Raw genomic sequence first — 25,112 nt, 5'->3', positions numbered from 1 at the left:
TCACTGGCGAGCAGCCCGTAACGTGTCTATTGCTTTGTCGAGTACGCCATTAACGAAACGATGGCTGTCGTCTGCCCCAAAGGCTTTCGCAAGCTCAATGGCTTCGTTCATAATTACTTTGTAAGGCACGTCTAGTCGGGAACGTAATTCGTACGCGGCCACACGCAGCACTGCCCGTTCAATTTGATCTAGCTCAGCAAAAGGACGAGTAGAAAAAGGTGCCAAGGCACTGTCTAGGCTTGAAGCATTTGTTGCTACACCGTGTAACAAGTCCTGAAAGTAGGGAACATCAACTTTGCTGACATCATTTTCAGTTAAAAACTCAACTTCAATATCAGTAATAGAGTTCCCTGATAGCTGCCAAGAATATACCGCTTGAATTGCCATGCGGCGGGCCTTACGTCGTGCTGCTGGTTTCACCCAATACTCCTCAGATTTGCTCTAATACGTTGATCATTTCAAGTGCGCTTAAAGCTGCTTCTGCGCCTTTGTTACCGTGTTTAACGCCTGCGCGATCAATCGCTTGTTCGTCGGTGTCAGTAGTAATAACACCGAAGGCCACTGGCACGCCAGTTTCCATTGCCACTTGCGCAAGACCGGTGTTTGCTTGGCCTGCAACAAAGTCAAAGTGTGGTGTACCACCCCGAATAACAGCGCCTATAGCGATAACAGCGTCGAACTTTCCTGTTTGCGCCAGCTTTTTAGCCGTAATTGGTAATTCATAGGCACCAGGAACACGCACAATAGTAATGTCGTTGGAAGCAATTTGCCCTATACGTACTAATGAGTCGACCGCACCTTCTAAAAGCTTATCAACAATAAAGCTATTAAAGCGTGATACAGCAATAGCAACTTTCTTACCCGGTGCAGCAACACCAGCTTCAATAATGTTCATAATTAGTCCTTATCTAGGGGCTTATACTTTCACAGTCTTTATTGCGGCGCAGAATAGCACATTTTCAGCGCAAGCGGTAAAGCTGCTCGCCGCTTTCGCTATCTTCACTGAATGCCGCATACTCAAGTTGGCGCATTTGTTGGTGTATAAATTCATAGTTTTTATTTACTGGCACCAGAACCGAAGAAAATGGCCACTCTTCTTCTATCCAAGTAAAAATTTCTGTTAATAAGGTTTCAACTTGTTCCGAATTTTCCGCTGCTTCAGTAAACCAAAATGTTACTTCGGCGGTATAATCACTGGCAACAAAGTTCGGTATATGGCGTCGTTCAGTATTTACGGGGTTTACATAAATAGCCCCTGCAATTGCTCGCTCGCCCCGTTTTCGAACCACGTAGGTAAAAGAGTAATTTGCCTCGTGCTGACTAACATGGTGTCGTACCATGTCGGCATTTACTTCCGGCGAAATTTTACGCGTAGGCCACCCCCAACCCAACGCCGTATATAAATACTTAGCCGAGCTTTGATATGCCTGGTAATACTCACCGCTATCGCCTTCCGTTAAGGGCATAATCAGCCAGTTAGGGCCGTCCCAAGCACTGGGAATTTCGCTTAGTGTGTCGGAAAAGCTTGCTTGTGCCGCTAGGCTACTTATTAACAGCCAGGTCAGTAAAACAACTTTAGTTATTCGCGAAAAAAAATGAATTGGATTACCTGCAGTTGAGGGTTTCATTCGTACTCCGGAATTTTACCACGCGCCTGCCCTGTAAAGGCTTTTACTGCCGCTAATCCGGCTTCAATGTCGTCTGTAATTTCAATGATTTCACCAATGCGTATTTCGCGTTTGGCAAAATCTAAGGCTACGGGTACAACAGGCACCTTGGCATCGCGCGCCATATATAAAAAACCGGTGCGCCAATTCTCTACTTTTTTTCGTGTACCTTCTGGTGACAGCGCTAAAATAAGCGAGTCGCGGTCGGCAAACGCTTTGGTAATATCGCCAACCACCCCATGGGGGCTAGCGCGATTCACCGGTATACCACCAAGCCATATCAAAATACGCCGAACCGGAAAAACAAATATTTGATGCTTGCCTAAAAATGAAATTCTTAAGCCTAGAGCGAGCATGCCAAAAATACCAACGAAAAAGTCCCAGTTCGACGTATGCGGCGCTGCTGGCACAATGGCTTTTTTTATATCTGGCATTTTCCCAACTACTTTCCAGCCACCTAGTACACGCAGGCCCAGTCGCCCAAACCAGCGACTGAACCTATTGCCTCGCATTGGGAAGTGTTGATACTCCACCATCATAATTAATTATTCAAAGCCCGTTGTAACGCATTCAACTTCGCTTTTACTCGAGCCATATTAGCCGGGCCTAAACGTAACATTTGGCGTTGGGCTGCTGGTAACGACTCAAGTTGCTCATCGGCATAGGTATACATAATTTTATCTGTATTAAGCTCGATTAATCCTGCTATTTCAGGTGTGGCATTAAGCACGTTTACTGCACGTTCGAACCGAGTAAGAAACGAATCGCCCGGTCGAGATATTTCTGCATAAGCTTCGTTTAGCAGCGGCTCGTATTGCTTAAATACGGCCACTAACGCTTGGTTGTCCATGCCCACAAACCAATTCACAATGTTGTCATAACGTTGGTAGCTGTTTGCTCCCATGTATGCTTTACCGTCTACCTCTTCAATTTCGAACCGTGCTTCTGGGCCCTTAATCATTGCGCTGTCGCGGGCCACTACACCTGCCGCAATATTGTCAATAAAGGCTACAAAGTCACGAATCAAGTTTTCGCTTCGTACTGGCCGAGTATTCACATTGCGTTCAGCTAAGGCATTTAACAACGCTGGGGTGCTGGTTGGTAAGCTAGGTAAAGCCGGCTTCTGTTCTGCTTCAACCACAGGAGCAATTGGCTCGGCTTCAACAACAACTTCAGGCGCCACATATTCGTCTCGTGCCTGTTCCTTCACTGGCTCTGGTAACGGCTGCTCTGGCACTGCCACTACCGGTTCGCTAATGGGTATATGTGCTACTGGTGTTGGTTCAGGTGTATCACCTCGAAACACTGCCCAACCAATAATAATAAGAGCCACAACCACTATCGCGCCAACGATCATGGGGGTTTTGTTATTCTGTCCGGTTTCCGGGGCAATTTGGTCGTTAGTATTTTCGTCTCGCATAATTTCCCTTCCTATGATGAAGTTGCCACTTTAGTTATACCTTGAGTATAAAAAGTTGTTGATTCAACTATTATTGTTCTTCTCGGCAGAACACCAACTCCTTTTCTGACGATGCGCTGCTGTCAAACACATAACCAGCGGCATTAAATAAACTAAGTTCTTTCACTGTGGTTGGTTTTGTTTCTAAAATATAGCGTGCCATCATGCCGCGCGCTTTTTTGGCATAAAAACTAATGATTTTTAGCTCGCCGTTTTTAGTGTCTTTAAATACCGGCGTTATAATGGGAGCAGCTAATAACTTAGTGTTCACCGATTTAAAGTATTCATTCGACGCTAAGTTAATTAGTACGTCGCTTTTCGCTTCTACTAAAGCTTCATTAAGCTTATTAGTAACCCGGTCAGCCCAAAATTCATAAAGGTTTTTACCCGCTTCATTCGCAAGCCTAGTACCCATTTCCAAACGGTACGGTTGCATTAGATCAAGCGGCTTTAGCACGCCATATAACCCCGAAAGAATACGCATATGGGTTTGGCTATAGGTTATGGCAGCGGGGCTTAGCGTATTTGCTTCTAAGCCTGTATATACGTCACCGTTAAATGCAAACATCGCTTGCTTAGCATTTTCAGGCGTAAATGGCCGTTGCCATTCAGCAAATCGAGCGGCATTCAAACCGGCTAGCTTATCGCTAATTTTCATTAGCGAGCCAAGCTCTTGTGGTGACAGCTGTTTACAAATATTAACCAACTGTTCGGCGTCGTCCAGCAGCTCCGGTACCGAGTATTCCGTTGTTGGTGCTGCCGACTGGTAGTCTAAATTCTTCGCTGGTGAAACCACAAATAACATATCTAGCCATCCTTATCATTACACAAGTTTAGGTTAACATAGGGTGAGAAGTCGAGCCATCATCTTATCATGCACTTAACAGTGCCGAGCTATAAAACAAAAACCCCGATTGCAGCTAACTACAATCGGGGTTTTAAATGGTTAACAGTAGCTGTTACAAAAGAACGTCTTGTTCTTCGCCTTCTTTTTCAATTTCCGGTGGCATCAGCGACTCACGCGAAACTCCCAAGGCTAACGCCAATGTGCTTCGGGTAAATACCGACGAGTATGTACCCACTACTACACCTATCATCATGGCGATAGAGAAGCCGCGAATCATTTGACCACCAAAGAAGAACAAGGTGACCAACACAATTAAGGTGGTTAGGGAAGTAATGAGCGTACGACTCATGGTTTGGCTGATAGAAATATTAAATACCGACACTGCGTCTTCTTTACGCAATAAGCGGAAGTTTTCCCGAATACGGTCAGCAACTACAATACTGTCGTTCAAGGAATACCCGACTACCGCCAATAACGCCGCTAAAATGGTTAAGTCGATTTGAATTTGCAGTAATGAGAATACGCCAAGAATCATTAATACGTCTTGGAATAAACCCGCAACCGCTGATAGCGCTAAGCGCCATTCAAAACGAAACGACACATAGGCAAGAATACAGAGCATGGCGACCAAAATAGCCAAGGCACCTGCTTCGGCGAGTTCGTCGCCCACTTGCGGGCCAACAAACTCAACACGGCGTATTTCCATAGCGGGGTCAATTTCTTGTTGCAGCAGCTGTAGTAATGTTTCGCCAATAGATTCAAGCTCAGCACCTTCCCGTGGGGGTATGCGAACTAGCACATCTTCTTGGGTACCATAACTTTGCACTACTGCGTCGTCGAAATTATTAGCGCCTAGTACCGTTCGCATTTGCGTAAGGTCGGCTGGCTGACTAAAGCTTACCTCTACTAGAGTACCGCCAGTAAAGTCGAGACCCCAGTTAAGCTTATTTACCACTAAGCTACTTAAGGCAATCACCGCTAAAATAATAGACAACCACGTTGTATGCTTGCGATAGTCCATAAATTTAACCGGACTGTTTTCATCCATTTTCGTGATTTCAAAAAAGTTCATACTCGCCTCTCCTAGATCGACAGCTTGGTCAGACGCTTTTGGCGTCCCCAGGTGAGGTTAATCACCGCACGTGTGCCTGTAATTGCTGTGAACATAGACGTTGCAATACCAATGCCTAAGGTAACCGCAAAGCCTTTGATCGAGCCCGTACCTACTGCGAACAATATCAGCGCAGTAATGAGCGTAGTGATATTGGCGTCGGCAATAGTACTCATGGCATTTTCATAACCGCGAGCAATTGCTTGTTGTGGACTACGCCCGGCTTTGTACTCTTCACGTATACGCTCAAATATAATTACGTTCGCGTCTACGGCCATACCTACGGTTAACAGAATACCCGCCATACCAGGCATAGTTAAGGTAGCACCTGGAATCATCGACATAATGCCCACGATCATAACTAAGTTGGTTAACAGCGCTAAGTTTGCTACCCAGCCAAACTTCCGATAGTAAATGCCCATAAATAACAGCACTAAAACAAAGCCTGCAAGAATAGCCGTTAAACCTGCAGCAACGTTATCGGCACCTAAGCTAGGCCCAACGGTACGCTCTTCTACTATTTGGATTGGGGCAATTAACGCACCAGCCCGTAATAGTAACGCTAAGTTTTGCGCTTCTTGAATGCCACCTACTCCGGTAATACGGAAGCTACTGCCTAACCGCGCTTGAATAGTAGCAACACTTACTACTTCTTCAATTCGGTCGAAGGCAATGCGCCCCTCTGCTGTTTTCTCGCCGGTGGCAACAAACTCAATAAATACCGTTGCCATGGGGTCGCCAATGCGATTTGCCGTGGCTTGGCTCATTAAGCGCCCACCCGCCGAGTCAAGGTTGATATTAACTTGCGGTCGGCCATTTTCGTCGTAACTGGTCGACGCATTCACAATATGGTCACCGGTTAAAATAACCCGCCCTTCGGCTAATACTTGGCCGCCGTCGCGTTGGTTATAAAGCTTGCTACCGAAGGGCACTCGACCTTCTAAAGCGTCGCGCAAATCATTTTTGGTGTCCACAAAACGGAATTCAAGTGTTGCCGTTGCACCAAGAATTTCTTTTGCCCGAGCAGTATCTTGTACGCCTGGTAATTCAACCACTATACGGTCTTGCCCTTGACGTTGAATCAGCGGCTCGGCAACACCAAGTTCGTCGACTCGGTTACGCAATATAGTAATGTTCTGTTCTATGGCATTAGCACGTATTTCTTGTAGCTGTGCCTCTGTCATCACTAAACGAAGTGTTTGTGTGCTGGCTTGTAACTCGGTGGTATAGCCTTGGTATTGATTACGCAACAAGCTGACTGCGCGTTGGTAGTCTTCTTGGGTGCGTAACTGCACAACTATGGTGCCTTCACTTTCATTCACGCTTAAGTAACGTACCCGTTCTTCGAGCAAACGATCACGTACTGTAGTTACCATTTGGTCGCGCATTTTATTCAATGCTTCGTCCATGTCCACTTCCATTAAAAAGTGCACACCACCACGTAAGTCGAGCCCAAGTTTAAGTGGGTTACCGCCAATTTTTTCAAGCCAACTTGGAGTTGCAGCAGCTAGGTTTAACGCCACAATGTACTGATTACCTAACGCCCGCATTAAGGTTTCTCGGGCGGCAAGTTGCTGCTCGTCGGAGTCTAATCGGATCAATATTTGATTGTCTGCCATAGTCACGCCACGAGGCTTAATTTCAGCCGTTTGCAATGCCGTTTCAACTTGCTGCAAGGTTTGCGTTGTTATTGCTCCACCACGGGTTGCAGAAACCTGTACCGCATGGTCTTCACCATAAATGTTTGGTAACGCGTATAGAGCGCAAAAAAGCACTACACCCAAAATTACCAGATTTTTCCACAAGGGGTATCTGTTTAACACAGGCCTTTCCTTTCTACTTCAGTTTATAGGGCTTTCATCGACCCTTTAGGTAGCACTGTAGTTACAGCACTTTTTTGTACAGTAATGGCAACTGTGTCGGTTAAGTAAATAACCATCATGTCGCTTTCTGCATCAATTTTTTCGATTTTGCCAATAAATCCACCTTGCATAAGCACTTCGTCGCCTTTGCTTAGTGAAGAAATTAAGTTTTTATGTTCTTTCATACGCTTTGACTGCGGACGAAAAATCATGAAGTAAAAAATAAGGCCAAACACCAGCAACATAATAATTAACGACATTGGGTTGCTTTCTTGACCGCCTGCTTGGGCGTATGCGTTTGCAATAAAAAAGTCCATGACACTTCCTCTTGTATGTATTGTAAGCCATTAAAATTCTATGTTTTTCTTCGAAAGCGAAGATTTCTGTTGTGGCTCAGGATAAAATAAACGCTGTATTGTAACTGAACAGGCCGATAAGCGAAATGATACCGACCGCATTCTTTGTTACATTTGTACGATTTCACTGGAGTTCAATGGTATGAGTTGGTTTTATTTTGCAGACTTAGCCGGAGTAGCGGTTTTTGCCGTTGCCGGTACGTTATTGGCATTTCGAAAAGAAATGGACGGTTTTGGCGCTATTGTGCTTGCTTCCGTTACCGCTATAGGTGGTGGTACCACCCGCGATTTGATTCTACACCAGCCCGTATTCTGGGTATACGACCCAGTGTATTTTGCGGCCATATTCGCTGCCATCATTTTCACCGCTGTTTGGCTGCGCTTTAAAGCCTATATTCCACTGAATCAGTTACTGTATGCCGACGCGCTTGGGCTTGCCATTTTTACCGTAATAGGCGCAGAAAAAGCGCTTCAACTCGAACTTAGTCCCGTTATAGCAGTTATTATGGGCACCATGACCGCCGTGTTCGGTGGCATGTTACGCGACGTTTTGGCCCGTGATATACCTATGATATTGAAAAAAGATCTCTACGCAACCACCACTATTGCTGGCGGAATTGTATTTGTATTAATTTATCCGTGGCATGAGCAAGTAGCTTTGCTGGTATCTATAATGACCACCACCTGCTTAAGATTTGCCGCTATTCGTTTCCAGTGGTCTTTGCCCGTATTAAAAAAGAAAAAGATCTAATTATTACCCAGCTTTTTTTTCAGCCTATCAAGCAAACGTTCACTTTCCGATTCAATTAAATTGTCTACTTCGGCCTTTAGCAGCTCGGCAAAGCCTTCTTCAAGGCTTTTCCCTTGCCCGTGCAACGCTTCAGCTTGAACTAACCAAGGCTCTGCTTTGCTCATAAAACCATTAGAGTCGGAGGTTAAAGATGTACGCACCTCGGCTAACCGTGACTCTACTTCAGTGCTTAAGATAGCGTTAAGTTGCGTGCCTAACTGCTGATCAAGGTCGGAGCGAAGCTGAAACTTCGGGCTGCTAAACCTGCCAGAAAGACCAAGGTTAAGTTCAAAGGTATTCACCCTGCTTAGCGCTTGGCCAAAATACTGCGGCACCCTTCCTTCGCCTGTGACGCTAAAATCGGTGTCAGTAAAGTGCAAATCCCCTTGCCCTGTAATGTCACCATTATTGATAACCAGTGAGCCGACACTATTAAGTAGCGCTGTGGTTATTGCGGTGCTTAAACTGCTGCTGCCAATAAGCTCGAGGTCATGTAATTGCACACCGGCAAGTTGCCATTGTTGCTTGCCCCGCACTTGACCTAAGTTATTAATAAACAAGTCGCCATTAAAGTTAAATTGCTCCCAACCTGGGGCATTGTTAGTGGTTAGCTGAAATTCGGTCGGAGTGTTTATACGCTCGTGCTGCCAGGTTATATTTTGCATTGCTAAACCGAACTCAAGCTCTTCTAACTGCATACTTAATTGCGCTTGCTTTACCCAAAGTGTCGGCGAACTGTGGGTGTCAAAATCCACATAGCGACCTTGCCAACGGCTTGGTGTTGTAGCTTCATTTTCCTTGGCGTTTTCTAACAAGGGCGCAATTAGGTCGAAAGCCATCAATGCATAACCGGCCCACTGCTCTACCTGCGCACCGAACATAATGCCACTTAATTCAGTTAGCGATTCGGTATCAAAGCTAAATAAGGCACGAGCCCGATCAAGATCCGCTTGATAGGTTGCTTTTACTTCATCAATATCTTGCTTCGTGTCTTTTACTATACTTTCACTAACCGCTAAAAATGCGTCAACCCGCTCTTTTTCTGCGCGCAACTCTTGCTTAATATTATTTAGTTCTTCTCGGGCGGCTAGCAAGTCTCTGGGCGTACGAGGCTTTGAATCAATAATGGCTTCAATTCGTGCTTGGTAATTATCTAGCGCCTCTTGTTTGGGCAAGTTTTTCCGCGCTTCACTAAAAAGTTGTTCACGCTGATTAAATTTTTCTTCTGCCTCTTTAACCAGTGCAGGCGTCGCAATATTTGCTCCTTCTAAAAATGATTTTGCCGTAGGCAACTCAATATTAAATTCGGCTAAGCGATCTCGTACAGCTATTTTTTCTCGAGGCTCGGCTGCTGCTAATACTTTACCTGGCTGTGCTCGTTCATGGTCAATTTGAACGCCCGTGGCAGTAAGCTCTTCTACATGAATTTTGCCTATTAGCAATTCCCAAAAGCGTACTTCCGCTCGTAACGAATTTGCCGCAAAACGGTTGTGGGTTGGCTTTTCAGGGTTAGTCATTTGTAAGTTTTTAATGTCAACAGCAAACGGCGACCAACGCAGTTCCACTTGTTCAATATTAACTTCCGCCCGGTTCGTTCGGGTTAAAGCAGAGCTAAGCCCCGCCCGCACTAAATTGTCGAGAAATAAAGCAAAAAATACGATCACTACAACAACTAAAACGAAAAAACCGACTACCCCAGGCCAACGTATTATGCGCATCATGAGCTAAGCCCTTTTTTTACTTGACTGGCTTTTTGGTACAGCGACCAAAACTTAGTGCCTTTAATAATATTTACAATAGGTAGCCGCGATATACGTATTTGAATGCGAGTTCGATAATTAATAATTATAAAATGTGCCATTACTAACACCGGGAACAACAATACCAAGGCAACCGCCACACTTCCTAAAGTAATTGTATGGTTAAACTGAGCTAACCGAGCGAGCGGCAGGTCGTACAGTGCCTGCCAAGTCGTAAGTAATTTTGGCGAAGTAAGCAACAACTCACCCGCATAATTAAAGGCAGGGTCGAGTAGGTAGGCTAGCCCCGAGCAAACTGTAAAGCTAATTAAGAAGAAGCTTAGGTTAATGCGAAGTGCTAACACTGCAAATAGAACCAATAAATTATGTAGGCTGAATAAGGGTGTTAGGCCCAAAACCATGCCAAGGCTTATTCCCCAGGCTAAAGACCAAGGGCTGGTTTCTGAATTTAACACTTTTAATAATTTAGCTAATGTGGCTAACACAGGGCACTCCTTTTAACTCATTGGCTTTTAAGCCGGTCAGCTTCTGCTTTACTGGCTTCAGCGCTGGCCTTTGTTTCTGCGGCCCAACCTTGCAAGTTTTCTTCAATTAAAGCTGTTAGTGCCTGAATATGAATGTCCGTTGCATTTAAGCATGGTATATAGTCAAACCGCTCGCCACCAGCAGCCATAAAGTAATCTCGGTTTTCTACATCTATTTCTTCAATGGTTTCTAAACAGTCGGCGGCAAAGCCTGGACATACTACTTGCAACGACTTTACCCCTTGAGCAGGCAAGGCCTGCAAGGTTTTGTCGGTATACGGCTGCAACCATTCTTCGCGACCAAAACGCGATTGGAAAGTAGTTATATAAGCATCTTTTTCTAAACCCAGCTGTTCTGCAACAAGCCGCGTGGTTTTATAGCACTCGCAATGGTAGGGGTCGCCTTTTGTTAAGTAACTTTTCGGCACTCCATGGTACGAAAACACTAACTTGTCGGGCGTTCCATGTTGTTGCTGGTAGTCACGAATACTTTGTGCCACAGCTTTAATATAACCTGCGTTATCATGGTAATGACTAATAAAACGAAAGTCGGGTAACCAACGGCGTTGCATAAAGTCTTGTGCCACCGCGTCGAAGGTAGAGGCACTGGTAGAGCCTGAATATTGCGGGTACAACGGCAACACTAATAGTTTGCGCACGCCTTTATGAATAAGTGCCTCAATGCCCTTGGCTACGGAAGGATTACCATAACGCATACCAAACTCAACCTCTAAGTCATCGCCCCACTTTTTTTGCAGCGCTTCAGCAACGCCCTTAGCTTGGTTTTGAGTATGGAATAAAAGCGGAGAGCCTTGCTTTGTCCAAACGGTTTTATAAGCCTTGGCCGAGCGCGCAGGGCGAATACGTAAAATTACCCCATGTAAAATAATACGCCATAAGATGCGTGGCACCTCAACCACCCGTGGGTCGGCTAAAAATTCGCCTAGGTAGCGACGTAAGGCAGACGTAGTGGGCGCATCTGGAGTTCCTAAATTGAGCAATAATACGCCCACTTTACCGCGTTCACCATGTGCAAAGTTTGGTCTACCCTTATACTTCATTTTCAGCTACCTTTAAGTAAGTAAAATAACATTAAATCACTTGCGCAATACGCCGTTTTAAGCGATAACGGCGCCACTGCAATAGCAGTTTTTAAACTAGAGAGAAACGATGCAAAATGCACCTTTGGTTATCCTCGATAACCTCGCCGACTGGCAACCATACCACCCGAGCCAAGCCATTATTAGTGCTACCGATTATATTACCGAATCGGGCAGCAAACATCGTGGCCCAATTATTAATTTATGTAACGACTTAAGCTACCTTTCCAGTGGTTACTATGTCAGTTTGCTGGCACAAGCACGTGGGCAACGCTCGCTACCCCCGGTGTCGGCTATTAACGACTTGGCTAACTTGTCGCGCTATCAGTTGTTTCTGAAAGACCTGAGCAAACAACTTAATAAGTATGTAAGCGCTAACCAATCTGTACAGCCCGACCACGTAGTGTTGTTAATTTGTTTTGGCCGCTGCCAAGAGCCTGAATTACAACAACTGGCCCGCGAAGTGTTTGAAACCTACCCCTGCCCTATTTTGGAAGTGGAGTTTAAACGCGAAGGTCGCTGGTTTATAAGTGCATTACGTAATCGGCCGCTTTCGGATCTCAATGATGCGGAACAAAATTTATTTGGCGACGCACTCGAAGGCTTTAGTAAAAAAGTATGGCGTAAAAGCCGTGCTCGTAAAGGCTATCGGTACGATTTAGCCATATTACACGATCCGAATGAAAAAATTCCAACCAGCGACAAAAAAGCGCTGCAGAAATTTATTCGCGCAGCGAAAGAACACGACATTGAAGCAGAACTAATTACACAAGAAGACTTTGGTCGCTTGCTAGAATTCGATGCCTTGTTTATTCGTGAAACCACCCGTATTAACCACCACACTTACCATTTCGCCAAAAAAGCAGAAGCCAATGGCATGGTGGTAATTGATCACCCAGATGCAATTTTACGCTGCGCTAACAAAGTGTTTTTAAATGAATTATTAGTTAAAAATAAAGTGCCGCAACCGCAGTCAGAGTTATTAGTAAGTAGCGAGTCAATTGACTATGCCGCTATTGGCGAACGTTTTGGCTATCCCTTGGTTTTAAAAATTCCTGACGGCTCTTTTTCTATAGGTGTTGAAAAAGCTCGTAGTGAAGAAGAGCTTCGTAAGGTTGCCGCTAAATTATTCGAAACCTCGAGTATTTTATTAGTGCAAGAGTGGCTACCTACCGATTTCGACTGGCGCATTGGGGTACTGAATAACCGCGCCATTTACGCTTGTAAGTACTTTATGGCTCGCAACCATTGGCAAATTTATAATCATGCTGAAGGGGGCCGCAATAAAAGTGGCTCTTACGAGTGTATGGGCGTTCACCAAGTGCCAAAAGACGTGGTGAAAATTGCCTTGCAAGCCACCAAACTTATTGGTGACGGTTTATATGGCGTTGACATTAAAGAAACCGCCCGTGGCCCAGTTATTATTGAAATTAATGATAACCCGTCGATAGAAAGCGACGTGGAAGACTTATACTTAGGCGACGAGTTATACCGCATTATTATGAGCGACTTTGAACGTCGTTTGGAAGCCTAATGGTGCAAAACATTCGCCCTGCTACGCTTGCAGATGTAGACGCTTTAGTGCAGTTAGAAAACAAATGTTTTCTCACCGACCACCTTGGCCGCCGTTCTTTTCGGCGGCTTATTAATAGCCCTAGTGCATTGGTACTAGGGCTGTTTCAAGAACACCAATTACAAGCTTACATTTTAATTTTAACTCGTAACAACAGTGCTTGGTGGCGAGTTTATTCCGTGGCGGTCGACCCAAGCTGTCGGGGGCAAGGCCTTTCCCGCATTCTCATGGAACATATTATTGAACGTGCTTTACTTAGTGGCGCCGCTGGGGTCAGGCTTGAAGTTAGTGTAACCAACCAGGTTGCGTATCAGTTGTATTTGCGCCTTGGCTTTGAGGTGGTTGACCTACTACCTGCTTACTATGCAGACGGACAAGACGGTTATCGTATGCAATTTAGCTTTGCCACCCGCTGAATGTGATCCTGATCTGAGCCAAGCCGTACTCTGTGTTACTCTCTTTGTATTGTGCAGTAACAGGAAAATCTGTTTATGAAAAACTTTAGTTATCAAAACCCAACCCGTATTTTATTTGGTGATGGCCAAATAGCCGCCATTGCCACCGCTATTCCCACTGAGGCACGCATTATGTTGGTGTATGGCGGTGGCAGCATTAAAAACAATGGCGTGTACGACCAAATTATTGCCGCCTTAGGCGACCGCATTGTGAGCGAATTCAGCGGCGTTGAAGCAAACCCAGAATACACCACCTTATGTAAAGCAGCCGACCAAGCCAAGCAAGACAATATTGATTTCTTGCTTGCTGCTGGCGGTGGTTCAGTTATCGACGGTACTAAATTTATCGCTGCTGCGGCGTGTTTCGAAGGCGACCGTTGGGACATATTACTAAAAGGTGGGCGTAATATTGAACAAGCTTTGCCTTTTGGTAGTATTTTAACTTTACCGGCCACAGGGTCGGAAATGAATTCCGGCTCGGTAGTAAACCGCTCTGAAATTAAAGCTAAAATGCCCTTTGGCAACCCATTATGTTACCCACAGTTTTCTGTGCTTGACCCCACAACCACATTAACTTTACCTACGCGCCAGCTAACCAACGGTATTGTTGACCCCTTTGTACATGTTATTGAGCAATACCTTACTTACCCAGTGGGTGCCGACTTACAAGACCGTCTCGCTGAAGGTATTTTACAGTCTATTATTGCCACTGGCCCTAAAGCCCTTGCGCAGCCAGACAACTATGAATTGCGGGCAAACATAATGTGGTGCGCCACCATGGCCTTAAATGGATTAATTGGTAATGGCGTACCGCAAGACTGGTCTACCCACATGATAGGTCACGAACTAACCGCACTATACGGCTTAGATCACGCGCAAACTTTAGCTGTCGTTTTGCCAGCCAACTTGCGTGTTCGTAAGCAAGCTAAACACGAAAAGCTTTTGCAATACGCTGAGCGAGTTTGGAATATTACTGCAGCAAACCATGAGGGTACCGACGACGACCGAATTGAAGCAGCCATTGTTAAAACTGAACAGTTCTTTATTGATGTAGGCGCCCCAACTCGGTTACAAAACTACAACTTAGGCGATGAAGCCATTGCTGCTGTTATTAACCAGTTAGAACGCCATAAAATGGTCGCCTTAGGTGAAAGCCGCGATGTAACCTTAGCGGTGAGTCGGGAAATATTAACTGCGGCTTTATAGTTTTATTATAGGACTAAAATGCGCTCGCCCATTTGTTTGTAACGCTGGGTGAGGGCATCAATTCCTTCTGCCTTAGGGCTTAAGTCACGCCCTTTAATATAGTCATCATTATATAGTTTCGACGCTGAACGCTCGCCTAGGTCACAAGCAAAAGTCACTATGGTTTTTCCTGGCTCACGGTGTAAGGCGGCAAAAAAAGCTGCTGCTACGTTTAAGGCCGAGCTACTACCTAATAAAATACCTTCTTGGTCGCGTACATAGCGGGAAATACTGATTAAGTCTTGGTCTGGTAGGTTAATAGCACAGTCTATTTTGGCTAGGCGGAAATTTTCTACCAAACGCATAATGCCAATACCCTCTGTCATCGACGTACCTTGCGACTTATATTCTCCAGTACGTAAAAATTCATACGAGCCCGATCCATCGGGATCAGCCAACCATACTTCTAACTCTGGTTTTTGCTCTTTTAAATATGAAGACACCCCACCAATAGTGCCACCGGTACCTGAAACCGATACCAACAAGTCGACTTTACCTTCCGTTTGTTGCCAAATTTCAGGCCCTGTGTGTAAATAATGAGCCCGCATATTACTGGTGTTCTCAAATTGATTCGCCCACCAGTAACCTTCGTTTTCTTCAGCTATACGGCGCGCCGTATGGTAGAAGTGGTTTTGGTCTTTAAAAGGTACCGGGGGAACGGTTTTTAATTTGCCACCTTGTAGTTCGATCATGCGGGTTTTTTCTGGTGTTTGGTCATTCGGCATCACCACTAGCAGCTTATATCCCAAGGCTTTCGCTACCACAGCAAGACCTATACCAGTATTCCCTGCAGTGCCTTCCACAATGGTCATGCCTGGCTTTAATTCACCTTTGTTAATTGCATCTTGTACCAACTGTAGTGCGGCTCGGTCTTTAATAGAACCACCTGGATTTTGATATTCGCACTTCACATATATATCTGACCCACATAACTCAGAAAGTGAGCGTATATACAGCAAGTCGGTGTTCCCTATTTGCTCTGCAAGGTTATTGGCTACTATCATTTTGGCAGTACTCCATTAGTAATGACTTTCAATATAAATTCATTATAGCGAAGAAAAATATAAATAAATAATAGCGGCTGCCATTGGCGAGTGTGAGCAAGGGCATGTATACTTAAAAAGCTTGGATGTAATAAATACCTTCAATGCAACGACAGGTTAGCGTTAGCTAGCAAGATTCATTTAAAGAAAGTTAGGAAAGAATATGTCTGATATCGTAACTGGTACCGTAAAATGGTTTAACGAGTCAAAAGGTTTTGGCTTTTTAGAGCATGCTGGCGGTCCTGATGTTTTTGTTCATTTTAGTGCTATTACTGGTGACGGTTTCCGTACCCTTGCTGAAGGACAAAAAGTGCAATTCACTATTACTCAAGGCCAAAAAGGTCCACAAGCTGAGAACGTTGTAGCAATTGATTAAATAGTTTGAATCGAATGTAAAAGGGCCAGCTAAAAGCTGACCCTTTTTGTTCCTACTGCCATACTATTCAGTGTGTTTCTTCATAAAGGCAAGTACTCGTTCCATCATTGCTACGTTATTTTCCACCTTGTAAAAACCATGCCCTTCCCCTGCTACAAACATGTGCTCATAAGGAATATTCGCCTTATCTAGCCGTTGCCGCAGCAAATGATACTGGCCAAAGTGGGCTTGGGTGTCTTCTGCGCCATGGGATATAAACAAAGGTGTAACTATTTTTTCCACATGGTTTGATGGCGAGCGGTCCAACAATACTTGATCGTCGGTACCTAATACTCGGTCTAAATAACGACGACCCGCTTCAAAGCTTGGAATATTCCCTTCTTTTTTCATCAATGGTAGGTCGTATACGCCCACAAAAGCCCACGCACAGGCGTATAGGCCTGGTTCACGAGTAATACCTGATAAGGTTGCAAAACCACCATAGCTTGCTCCGGCAATACAGGTACGCTCACGGTCTGCGTAGCCTTGTTCCATGGCCCATAAGGTGCCGTCGGTAATATCGTCCTGCATTTTACCATGCCATTCGCCATAGCCCATTTCCTCAAAATCACGGCCATAACCACCCGAACCGCGGTAATTAATTTGCAACACGCCAAAACCATGGTGGGCAAACAGCTGCACTCTAGAATCAAAGCCCCAACGGTCACGTGGGCCATGAGGCCCGCCGTGCACGTAAACCACAAAGGGCGACGGTTGGCCCGCTTTATGATTAAGCGGCATGGTTAGGTAGCCGTACAGCTCTTGGCCGTCTCGTGCGGTGAATTGAATTGGCTCCATAGGCGCCATTTGACTTGGATCAATCCAAGGCTTGGCTGAAGCAATAAAACGTAACTCAGGTGTTTCTGTGTCGAGCAAAAAGTATTCCGCTTCTGCCACATCGCCAGACACCGATAATAACGCCCGTTTACCGTCGGCAGTCCAGTTAAATATTCTCACATGAAAGCCCTCGTACATGGCTTCCAGTTGCCGCAACCATTTTATTTCAAAAGCCTCTTCATTCACGCTTCGCGTTTCTGGCTTGCCGTCCATAAAGCGCACGGCCAATAAGTTAGTTGCACTTGCGTCCCATACAAATGGCGTGGAAGCACCTACCGAGTTATCTACTTCCACCCGCTCACTTTGTAGCACTGGGGTAACGGTGCCAGTGGCCAAGGTGATTTCAAAAACGCCTAACTTGCCCTTTTCTTGCGAGCTAAAATACACGGCAGTTCCGGCTGGATTAAACGCAATAGGAGAAATATATGTGCCAAAGTCGTTCTTAAAGGTGCGCCATTTGTCGTCTTCACTTGGCCGCCACGAAAACTGGGGAACACCGTCATCGTCAGAACCGTAGGCAAATCGCACCTTGTCGTTTTGATCAGCTAATAACCCGCCGCGGTTTAAAGGCGAAATAATTCTCCTTGTTAAGCGCCCATCGGTTACATTCATGCGCTGCGCAATGGGTTTTGGGCGGTCGTGAGCCCAGTGCTGTATCAGCACCCAGTCGGGCTCATCTTTTAAATAGCTAACAATCGACATGGAGCGGCCAACAAAACTGCCCGCTTGAGTACCAAACAATTGACGCCGATTACCGCCGTCGGCGTTAATAGCAAACACTCGACCAGTACGCTGTGGCGCTTCAAGCGCCCCAGCTTGAAGGATTGACTCAAAAATTAACCGCTCGTTGCTTACCCAACGCACCCCAAACGGGCTTTCGCCACCACGCATATTAAAACCAGCGGTTATTTTTAACTTACCCGGCTCGGTAATATCAATCACGGCCAAATTACGACGGTCTTCTTCTGGCACTGAAACAGCCAAGTAACGACCGTCGGGAGAAATAGCCACGTCGCCAAATTCAGCATGTTTGAAAAAGTCTGCTAAGGGTATATCTTGGCTTACCGCAGGCGCAGTAAACATTAACGCAACACAAATGGCTAACCAATGTATGTATTTCATCTTGCTTCCTAGCTTTTATTGTTGTTGGTAATAAGTTCTAATACTAACCCAAGATAAGCTAAAGGTCTGCGCTATTCACGTTTCCTTACAATTCAGCAGGCAAGGTTATTTGCCCAACAAATCTACTCGGGTGGTATCTACACCATCAAAAGTGATAGCCTAGACCAACAACTTCGCAATTAAAATTCCTGGATCCTCATATTATGAGCTCGCCTCGCTGGCATTCAGCCTTATTACTTCCTGTTTTTATTCCTGCTGTTGCAGTTATTTTCCTTCTCGTTGTTGGTACCTTAGCTAACCCAAACCTAGCTGAAAGCCTTTTTGCTGCAGTGTTAAACAAAATAACCAGCGACTTTGGTTGGTTTTACATGCTTGTGGTTGCACTTTCACTTATGTTTATAGTGGTTGTGGCCATGTCTAAGTGGGGTAAAATAAAACTTGGGCCTGATCATGCAGACGCTGAATATAGCTTTTTAACCTGGTTTGCCATGCTGTTTTCTGCTGGTTACGGCATTGCACTGTTATTCTTTGGTGTGTCGGAGCCTGTTTTGCACTATTCCAGCCCACCCGTTGGTACTGGTGAAACCATTAATGCCGCTAAAATGGCCATGCAAATTTCATATTTTCATTGGGGCTTTCATATTTGGGCCATTTACGGCTTGGTTGGCTTAGTACTGGCCTACTTTTCTTTTCGTCATGGTTTACCGCTTTCCATGCGTTCAACCCTATACCCTTTAATTGGCGAGAAAGTGCATGGCCCTATGGGTCACGCTGTCGACACTTTTGCCATATTAGGCACTATGTTTGGTATAGCTACCACTCTCGGGCTTTCGGTTATTCAAATTAATACCGGCCTAAACTACTTATGGCCGACTATTCCAATAGACAGTGTTATTCAAGTTATTGTTATTTTTGTTATTACCTTATTAGCCATAGCTTCAGTAGTTGCAGGCCTCGACAAAGGCGTAAAGCGCCTGTCGGTGCTTAATATGACCCTAGTAGTATTTTTATTACTGTTTGTGTTCGCCATGGGCCCAACGGTACATATTCTTGAAACATTCTTACAAAACACAGGCAGCTACTTAAATACTATTGTAGAGCGCACCTTTAATTTACAGGCTTATACACGTAGCGACTGGATTGGTAACTGGACCTTGTTTATTTTCGGCTGGACCATTGCTTGGGCACCTTTTGTGGGCTTGTTTATTGCCAAAATTAGCCGCGGTCGCACCATTCGGCAGTTTGTTTTTGGCGTAATGTTAGTACCCACCATTTTCACCTTCTTTTGGTTCTCGGTATTTGGCGACACCGCTCTTAACCTGATTATGAACGAAGGCTATGCGGTATTAATTCAAGATGTCCAAACCGACCAAGCCATTGCCTTATTTAAAATGTATGAATACCTACTTGCTGACCATCCTTTACTTATTAGCGTAATTAGCTTTATTACGGTTATTTTAATTATTACTTTCTTTGTTACCTCGTCCGACTCGGGTTCATTAGTAATTGACTCATTAGCATCCGGCGGCAAGGCTAACACCCCTGTTTGGCAACGGGTATTTTGGGCTAGTTCTGAAGGGGTTGTGGCTTCAGTGTTACTTCTGGCAGGGGGGTTAGGCGCCTTACAAACTGCTGCTATTGCCAGTGCATTACCCTTCTCCATTATTATGATTATTGCTGCCGTTGGTATGTGGCGAGCGTTAGTTATTGAAGGGCATCAGCACAGTAGTTTAAAAAGCCACACTCAAATGCACCGTCGTGGGGTTCATGCGGGGGCTAATTACTGGAAAAAACGTTTGGCGTGTATTCTCGACTTTCCTACTAAAGAGCAAGCAAAAGACTTTATTGAAAATACTGCCAAAGAATGCCTACAACAAGTTAAACATGAACTAAGCATTAAAAAGTGGACCTCAGAAGTTTACCTTGAAGACGAGCCTACTCGGGTAACTTTAGTGGTTGACCGCAATGGCATCGATTTTAGCTATGAAATTCGTTTACGAGGTTATGTACGCCCCGAATACGCCTTGGCCCCCCGCCAAGGGCAAGAGTCGGAATACTTTCGTGCTGAAGTGTTTTTATTACAGGGTGGGCAGTCTTACGACGTATACGGCTTTGAGCCCGCCGATCTCATTAACGACGTGCTCAATCAATTTGAAAACTATTTACACTTCCGCCATAACAGCCCGGCAAGTTTGCCTTGGGACATGACTGAGCATGACGATGAGCTTAAAAGTGAGGCTGCTAAACCTAAAACTTAAGTGCCTGTAATATTACCAGCATAAAAAAACCCCCAATAATTGAATAGTCCAACTATTGGGGGTTACTGCAAGTTTGCATTACACGCTTTAAGGCGACTTGTTTAATGCGCCCTGGTTAGTTTAAACCTAACTGTTGCTTACCTTGTTCAAAGTGAACATCTACTGGAATTTGTGCAGCATCTAAACGGTCTAAGTCGGCTTGCAGTTCAGCACCTATATGTCCTTTGGCCTCAAATAAACGGCCAACCCCGTCGTAGTCGCCATCACCTTGTAACCGTAAAATTAGCTCTGATAAGCCATCTACTGCTTTCCGCATGTTGGCCATATCAACAGCATATTGTCCGTTATTATTACGGATAAAAGCGCCTTCTTGCGCGAAGTAGTTAAAGCGGATCATGTTGGCCATACCATGGGCACTCGAAGCACCGAAACGAACTGAGCGGAAAATACCGGCCAGGAAGGTTACATAGTAATCTTCAAGTTCACCCTCGGTTAAAATACCTTCTTCTAACAGCTGCGTAACCATGAACAAGCCTAAAATATCGGCTTTACCTTCTTCCAGCGGCGACGCATATTCACGCAACGCTGCCCGCACGGTACCGCGGCCATTTAAAGTATTTTTAATTCCTAAACCATGTGCAACTTCATGAAACATGGTATTGGCAAAAAAGGCGTCAAACGTAATATGACCCCGCTGTTCGGGCACTATGAGTACGTCGGCAATTGGCTCTAGAATGCCGTCGAACTTCGCCCGCATGGCATTTTTAAGCTGTGACCGGCGTGTTCCTGTTGCCAGTTGCACCGCTTCATCGTTCGGTAAATTCACCGCAATCGTTTTACTACCCGCGTTTGAATGGCCTGCATAGTAAACTACCTCGTACGCATTTAACTGCCCATCTGAGCCCGGTTGCTCTGCTTTATAGGCTTCTGGCACTGGCAAATTGCGTTGTAACGCCGGCAAAGTTTCTGCGTATACTTCCAAGCGCTTGCTCCATTCTGTATCTTTCACCAACACATACGACTCGAAGCTTGCTTTATAGCCAAACAAGCGGTCTTCGTAGGTTTCAATGGGGCCAATAATCACATCAATTAAATTGTCCTTCATATCCATCCAGGCATAATCAGACGCGGTGTACTGATCGGTTAAAAAGGCGGCGGCCCGCAGCTCTAAGTAGGTTTTAAATTTTTCGTTTTCGGTCAGGCTAGCTGCAGTTAATAGTAAGTCAGCCGCGCGCTGCAACTCTTCTGCATATAACTCACTAAAAGGTATGGTGTACAAATCACCCGCTTCATTACGGCGTAATACTGTATATAAGCTGTCTTTGTCGTCGCTTGCGAAGGCATTAAATTCTTCCCGACTCATATCAGCAGGGTAAAAGTTCGCACCTAAAGGCTTGTCGGTATAGCCTTGAATGAATGGTTGGTCGTTGCTCAGTCGATCCCAAGGGCCATAGTTTATCTCGGCGAAGGCTCGTACTGCCGGCTCTTTAATGCGCGCCATAAACTGTTCGCGATTACCTGGGTAGGCTTGTTGCCAAAATAGGTTGTCCATAATGACCGATGCGTCAATCAGCAAGCCAATAATTTGCTGTTGCTTGGCGGTTAAATGGCTTAAGTCGGCGCTAAGTTGTACCGACTTGTAAATATCCAGCCTATGTTCAGCGCCATCAACTAATACGGCGGCGGGCAAGCCGGCGCTAGTTACTGTGCTATTGTTAGCCGGCGAGCAGGCCATGAGCATGCTACCTGCAGCAATGCCAAGCACAGTTTTAGTTAGTAAAGACGTTGTGAGCTTATTTAATTTCATAATATTCCCTCTTAGTGGCCAAGCTATTTAACAATTATTACCCACAAGAATAACCTAAAAACAATTGTTTTAGGCATAAAAAAACCCCGCTATGACACGAGGTTTTTAGAACACACAACTACTATGTTTTAGTCTTTTGGAGCTGTCATGCCCGATGCGAAACCATGGCCTTGACGGAAAAAGTCCTCTACATCGCGCTGCTGTTGGTCCCACTCTGCACGCGTCATGCATGCTGTGCGCTTAAAGTTAGTACCTGTTGAACGCTCGCTACGGCAAATTACTTGACCCGCATTGGTGCCCATAACAACTGCCTGCAAACGCTCATGTAGGTTCGCTACACGCTGAACATCAGCAGCTGCTACCGTGTCCATTGACTCGTGGCCACTTAACATATTTTTCAACGAGGTAGACAAGCTACGATATTGACGTTTTTCATCATTATTCAACGCACGAGGTTTACCCTCTTCAATAGCGCTGTCTAAATGGTCTAGGAACGCCGTGTATTCAGCAATGCTTACCGTTTGTGGTGTAACGGACGACTGCTGATTTGTTGAGCTTGCTGCACAACCAAATAACATCAAGCTTAAGGCTACAATTACTCCGTATTTCATTAACTTCATATACCCTCCAATTAATAGTTACCCGAACTATACGTTCTACCCCATTAGGTTACAACGCTAGTTAACAAAATGTTACAAATACTGACAGCTTTTAACACCCTGTTGCTTAACTTTTCTTTTTAGCTATGTTTTGTTTGGTCATTTTTAGTTGTGCCGCGTCTCTTTTGCGCTGCTCTTGAAATGCATCGCTAAAGGCTGCGGCTAAAATTCCGGTTGGCATGGCTATTAGGCCAACCCCCGCTAACGCAGTTACCCCGGCGAATATTTTCCCCACACTGGTAATAGGTGTAACATCGCCATAACCTACGGTGGTCAAGGTTGCTACACTCCACCATAAGGCCCGCGGCACGCTTGCAAATGCTTCCTGATTGTCACCTTCAACAAAGTATAAAATTGCACTCGAACCCAGCAACAAACTAACCGCTATAACACAACTGAAAACCAACTCGTAAGAGCGTTCTTTTAAAGCATGGCTAAAGGCACTCATGGCTTTTGAAAATCGTCCTAAGCGAGCAATTCTTAACAATCGCAAAACTTTTACTAAACGCATCCAGTAGGTACTAAACACACCTAAGGTTAATAAGAACGAAGCCAACACCACTAAATCGATCAGTGCCACAAAAGACACCATATAGCGCAAGCGGCCAATAACACCTCGGTACATTGGCTGCTCACCAACGGCATACACCCGCAGCCCATATTCAATGGCAAAGACCACAAAAAACAATGTTTCAATATGAATAAAAAATGGTAGGTAGTTATCACGTAATGTTGGCTCTGTTTCCAGTATAGCCACCATAACAGACGCCACAATAAGTGTAGAAATGAAAATATTAACTGGCGACAAGCCTAAACCTGGCCAACCACCTGGCTCTAGGTACTTATAAAGTATGCGGCGTATGTTTGGTTTATGCATGGCAGCCGGCCTAAAGGCGTGGTTAAAAAGCAAGTGTTATTAGATAAAATACTAGACAACGCTAAGCCGATGCAACTAAAAACACTTTGGCTAGGTTAGCAAGTTTGGAATAATGTGCCTGTTACAAAGGGCGCTAAAGCCAACGTTAAGGCTTGTATATAGGTACTTTCGCGCGTTTCCAACCCGTGTGTAAGCAAGGCAATAGCCCCGCCTTTTTGTTTTACATTTTCAGTGTTGAAATGTTGATCTAGCACATCACCCAGCTCATACCCGGCTAGTAGCTGCGCATAAAACACATCCGGAATGGGTAAGTCACTGGTACGCCCCACTTGTTCATAATGTTCGTTGGCTACTACCACATAAGCAAAGGTAGCTATACCGTAGTCAAAGCGTTCTACCCCGCCTTCAAACGCCACATAAAAATCAGCGTTATAATTGGCGCGGCAAAAGCTTACGCGGTTACGAGCTCCAGCAAGGGTTTCTGCTTCACTCATTGGCTGGTCTGACACTGCCGAAGGTGCCTGAACACCTTCAGCACTAACCACATGAGTAGGAAAGGCAGCTTGAATAGCTGCCTTGGCAGAGTTTATTTTCACTGGGTTGTTGGAACCCACAATAACCTTTAGCACAGACATTGTACTGGGGCGTTACTGACCATAGTACTTTACCCCAATTTCAATGCGTTCACGCCCCGATTCCAAGCGCCAGCGGTTTGTGTCGCGAAGCGAATATACGCAACCACAATATTCTTGCTGATAGAAACGCTCACGCTTCGATATTTCGATCATACGTGCTGAGCCACCGTTTTTCCGCCAATTGAAAGTCCAGTAATGCATGTTAGGGTAACGAGCAGCAGCGCGCAGCCCCGAACCATTAATTTGGTCCATGTCTTTCCAACGCGAAATGCCTAAGCAACTGGTTATGGTGTCAAAGCCATTTTCATAGGCATATAAAGCCGTACGCTCGAAACGCATATCAAAACATTCGGTACAGCGTTCGCCACGCTCGGGCTCCCATTCCAAGCCTTTTACTCGCTCAAACCAATTTTTTGAATCGTAATCAGCGTCAATAAACTCAACGCCTAATTCTTTAGCAAAGCGAACATTCTCTTCTTTACGAATCAAATATTCTTTTTCCGGGTGAATATTCGGATTATAAAAGAAAATGGTAAACTCAATTCCCGCTTCCGCCATTCGTTCCATCACTTCACCCGAACAAGGCGCACAGCACGAATGCAACAGCACTTTTTTTGAGTCTGTTGGGGTTTCAAGAACAATACTTTCTACTGTCATGTAAATACCTAACACCATAAAGCCGATTGATTCGAATAGTTTAGCATAGGCTT

General features: G+C 45.1%; 25 protein-coding genes. 6 read left to right on the top strand and 19 right to left on the bottom strand.

Going from position 1 to position 25,112, the window contains the following annotated elements; translation table 11 throughout:
* The 9 genes from nusB to yajC all read right to left on the bottom strand — a co-directional run bounded on the left by nusB (position 1) and on the right by yajC (position 7,263).
* Positions 1-420: a transcription antitermination factor NusB gene (nusB, locus tag M1L23_RS14620; RefSeq protein ID WP_252628182.1), complete on the bottom strand. Its 420-nt coding sequence runs from the start codon at positions 418-420 to the stop codon at positions 1-3.
* A gap of 10 nt (positions 421-430) precedes the next feature.
* Positions 431-895, bottom strand: coding sequence for a 6,7-dimethyl-8-ribityllumazine synthase (gene ribH, locus M1L23_RS14615; protein ID WP_252628180.1), 465 nt, complete (start codon positions 893-895; stop codon positions 431-433).
* A gap of 64 nt (positions 896-959) precedes the next feature.
* Positions 960-1,628, bottom strand: a complete 669-nt coding sequence (locus tag M1L23_RS14610) for a hypothetical protein (RefSeq protein ID WP_252628178.1) — start codon at positions 1,626-1,628, stop codon at positions 960-962.
* Positions 1,625-2,101, bottom strand: a complete 477-nt coding sequence (locus M1L23_RS14605) for a 1-acyl-sn-glycerol-3-phosphate acyltransferase (RefSeq protein ID WP_252628175.1) — start codon at positions 2,099-2,101, stop codon at positions 1,625-1,627. The genes M1L23_RS14610 and M1L23_RS14605 overlap by 4 nt, the downstream gene beginning before the upstream one ends.
* Before the next feature lie 107 nt (positions 2,102-2,208).
* Complete coding sequence (locus tag M1L23_RS14600; RefSeq protein ID WP_252628173.1) at positions 2,209-3,087, bottom strand: DUF3014 domain-containing protein; 879 nt, start codon at positions 3,085-3,087, stop codon at positions 2,209-2,211.
* Positions 3,088-3,157: 70 nt separating this feature from the next.
* Positions 3,158-3,931: a peroxide stress protein YaaA gene (gene yaaA / locus M1L23_RS14595; protein WP_252628171.1), complete on the bottom strand. Its 774-nt coding sequence runs from the start codon at positions 3,929-3,931 to the stop codon at positions 3,158-3,160.
* Between the two features lie 154 nt (positions 3,932-4,085).
* Positions 4,086-5,045 (bottom strand): protein translocase subunit SecF, encoded by a 960-nt coding sequence (gene secF, locus M1L23_RS14590; protein ID WP_252628169.1) that lies wholly within the window; start codon positions 5,043-5,045, stop codon positions 4,086-4,088.
* 11 nt (positions 5,046-5,056) lie between these two features.
* Complete coding sequence (gene secD / locus M1L23_RS14585; protein ID WP_252628166.1) at positions 5,057-6,907, bottom strand: protein translocase subunit SecD; 1,851 nt, start codon at positions 6,905-6,907, stop codon at positions 5,057-5,059.
* Positions 6,908-6,930: 23 nt separating this feature from the next.
* Positions 6,931-7,263 (bottom strand): preprotein translocase subunit YajC, encoded by a 333-nt coding sequence (gene yajC, locus M1L23_RS14580; RefSeq protein WP_252628165.1) that lies wholly within the window; start codon positions 7,261-7,263, stop codon positions 6,931-6,933.
* Between the two features lie 181 nt (positions 7,264-7,444).
* Here yajC and M1L23_RS14575 point away from each other — a divergent pair, with 181 nt between their 5' ends.
* Positions 7,445-8,053, top strand: coding sequence for a trimeric intracellular cation channel family protein (locus tag M1L23_RS14575; protein WP_252628164.1), 609 nt, complete (start codon positions 7,445-7,447; stop codon positions 8,051-8,053).
* Here M1L23_RS14575 and M1L23_RS14570 read toward each other — a convergent pair.
* The 3 genes from M1L23_RS14570 to hemH are packed head-to-tail and all read right to left on the bottom strand — an operon-like array spanning position 8,050 to position 11,437.
* Positions 8,050-9,813 carry a TIGR03545 family protein gene (locus tag M1L23_RS14570; protein ID WP_252628163.1) on the bottom strand — a complete coding sequence of 588 codons (1,764 nt, stop codon included), beginning with the start codon at positions 9,811-9,813 and terminating at the stop codon, positions 8,050-8,052. The genes M1L23_RS14575 and M1L23_RS14570 overlap by 4 nt on opposite strands.
* Positions 9,810-10,337 carry a TIGR03546 family protein gene (locus tag M1L23_RS14565; RefSeq protein WP_252628162.1) on the bottom strand — a complete coding sequence of 176 codons (528 nt, stop codon included), beginning with the start codon at positions 10,335-10,337 and terminating at the stop codon, positions 9,810-9,812. The genes M1L23_RS14570 and M1L23_RS14565 overlap by 4 nt, the downstream gene beginning before the upstream one ends.
* Positions 10,338-10,354: 17 nt before the next feature.
* Positions 10,355-11,437 (bottom strand): ferrochelatase, encoded by a 1,083-nt coding sequence (hemH, locus tag M1L23_RS14560; protein WP_252628161.1) that lies wholly within the window; start codon positions 11,435-11,437, stop codon positions 10,355-10,357.
* A gap of 109 nt (positions 11,438-11,546) precedes the next feature.
* On the opposite strand from hemH, the gene M1L23_RS14555 reads away from it, so the two are divergent.
* From M1L23_RS14555 to M1L23_RS14545, 3 genes are all read left to right on the top strand, one after another.
* Positions 11,547-13,010: a RimK family protein gene (locus M1L23_RS14555; protein WP_252628160.1), complete on the top strand. Its 1,464-nt coding sequence runs from the start codon at positions 11,547-11,549 to the stop codon at positions 13,008-13,010.
* The gene (locus M1L23_RS14550) at positions 13,010-13,465 is read left to right on the top strand and encodes a GNAT family N-acetyltransferase (protein ID WP_252628159.1); all 456 of its coding nucleotides are present in this window, start codon (positions 13,010-13,012) and stop codon (positions 13,463-13,465) included. The genes M1L23_RS14555 and M1L23_RS14550 overlap by 1 nt, the downstream gene beginning before the upstream one ends.
* Positions 13,466-13,540: 75 nt before the next feature.
* A complete protein-coding gene (locus tag M1L23_RS14545; RefSeq protein WP_252628158.1) occupies positions 13,541-14,710 on the top strand; it encodes an iron-containing alcohol dehydrogenase in 1,170 nt (389 codons plus the stop codon).
* A 5-nt stretch (positions 14,711-14,715) separates the two neighbouring features.
* On the opposite strand, the gene M1L23_RS14540 is transcribed toward M1L23_RS14545, so the two are convergent.
* A complete protein-coding gene (locus M1L23_RS14540; protein ID WP_252628157.1) occupies positions 14,716-15,753 on the bottom strand; it encodes a cysteine synthase A in 1,038 nt (345 codons plus the stop codon).
* 202 nt (positions 15,754-15,955) lie between these two features.
* On the opposite strand from M1L23_RS14540, the gene M1L23_RS14535 reads away from it, so the two are divergent.
* Entirely contained in the window at positions 15,956-16,168 is a 213-nt protein-coding gene (locus tag M1L23_RS14535) for a cold-shock protein (protein ID WP_256473858.1), read from the top strand.
* Between the two features lie 63 nt (positions 16,169-16,231).
* Here the strand turns inward: M1L23_RS14535 and M1L23_RS14530 are convergent, their stop codons facing one another.
* Positions 16,232-18,166, bottom strand: a complete 1,935-nt coding sequence (locus M1L23_RS14530; protein WP_252628156.1) for a S9 family peptidase — start codon at positions 18,164-18,166, stop codon at positions 16,232-16,234.
* Positions 18,167-18,369: 203 nt separating this feature from the next.
* Between M1L23_RS14530 and M1L23_RS14525 the strand changes: the two genes are divergently transcribed.
* Positions 18,370-20,424 (top strand): BCCT family transporter, encoded by a 2,055-nt coding sequence (locus M1L23_RS14525; RefSeq protein WP_252628155.1) that lies wholly within the window; start codon positions 18,370-18,372, stop codon positions 20,422-20,424.
* 115 nt (positions 20,425-20,539) lie between these two features.
* Here the strand turns inward: M1L23_RS14525 and M1L23_RS14520 are convergent, their stop codons facing one another.
* The 5 genes from M1L23_RS14520 to M1L23_RS14500 form a co-directional block, all read right to left on the bottom strand.
* Positions 20,540-22,231, bottom strand: a complete 1,692-nt coding sequence (locus M1L23_RS14520) for a dipeptidyl-peptidase 3 family protein (RefSeq protein ID WP_420840645.1) — start codon at positions 22,229-22,231, stop codon at positions 20,540-20,542.
* Positions 22,232-22,359: 128 nt separating this feature from the next.
* The gene (locus M1L23_RS14515; protein ID WP_252628154.1) at positions 22,360-22,851 is read right to left on the bottom strand and encodes a hypothetical protein; all 492 of its coding nucleotides are present in this window, start codon (positions 22,849-22,851) and stop codon (positions 22,360-22,362) included.
* A gap of 106 nt (positions 22,852-22,957) precedes the next feature.
* Positions 22,958-23,767, bottom strand: a complete 810-nt coding sequence (locus M1L23_RS14510) for an ion transporter (protein ID WP_252628153.1) — start codon at positions 23,765-23,767, stop codon at positions 22,958-22,960.
* Positions 23,768-23,862: 95 nt separating this feature from the next.
* Positions 23,863-24,402 (bottom strand): inosine/xanthosine triphosphatase, encoded by a 540-nt coding sequence (gene yjjX, locus M1L23_RS14505; protein ID WP_252628152.1) that lies wholly within the window; start codon positions 24,400-24,402, stop codon positions 23,863-23,865.
* 12 nt (positions 24,403-24,414) lie between these two features.
* Positions 24,415-25,059: an epoxyqueuosine reductase QueH gene (locus M1L23_RS14500; protein WP_252628151.1), complete on the bottom strand. Its 645-nt coding sequence runs from the start codon at positions 25,057-25,059 to the stop codon at positions 24,415-24,417.
* Positions 25,060-25,112: the final 53 nt, after the last annotated feature.

This window comes from Aliidiomarina quisquiliarum (genome assembly GCF_023922585.1).
GTDB classification, from domain to species: domain Bacteria; phylum Pseudomonadota; class Gammaproteobacteria; order Enterobacterales; family Alteromonadaceae; genus Aliidiomarina; species Aliidiomarina quisquiliarum.
Note: the sequence above shows the minus strand (reverse complement) of the source record. Positions and strands in the feature narration are given on the sequence as shown.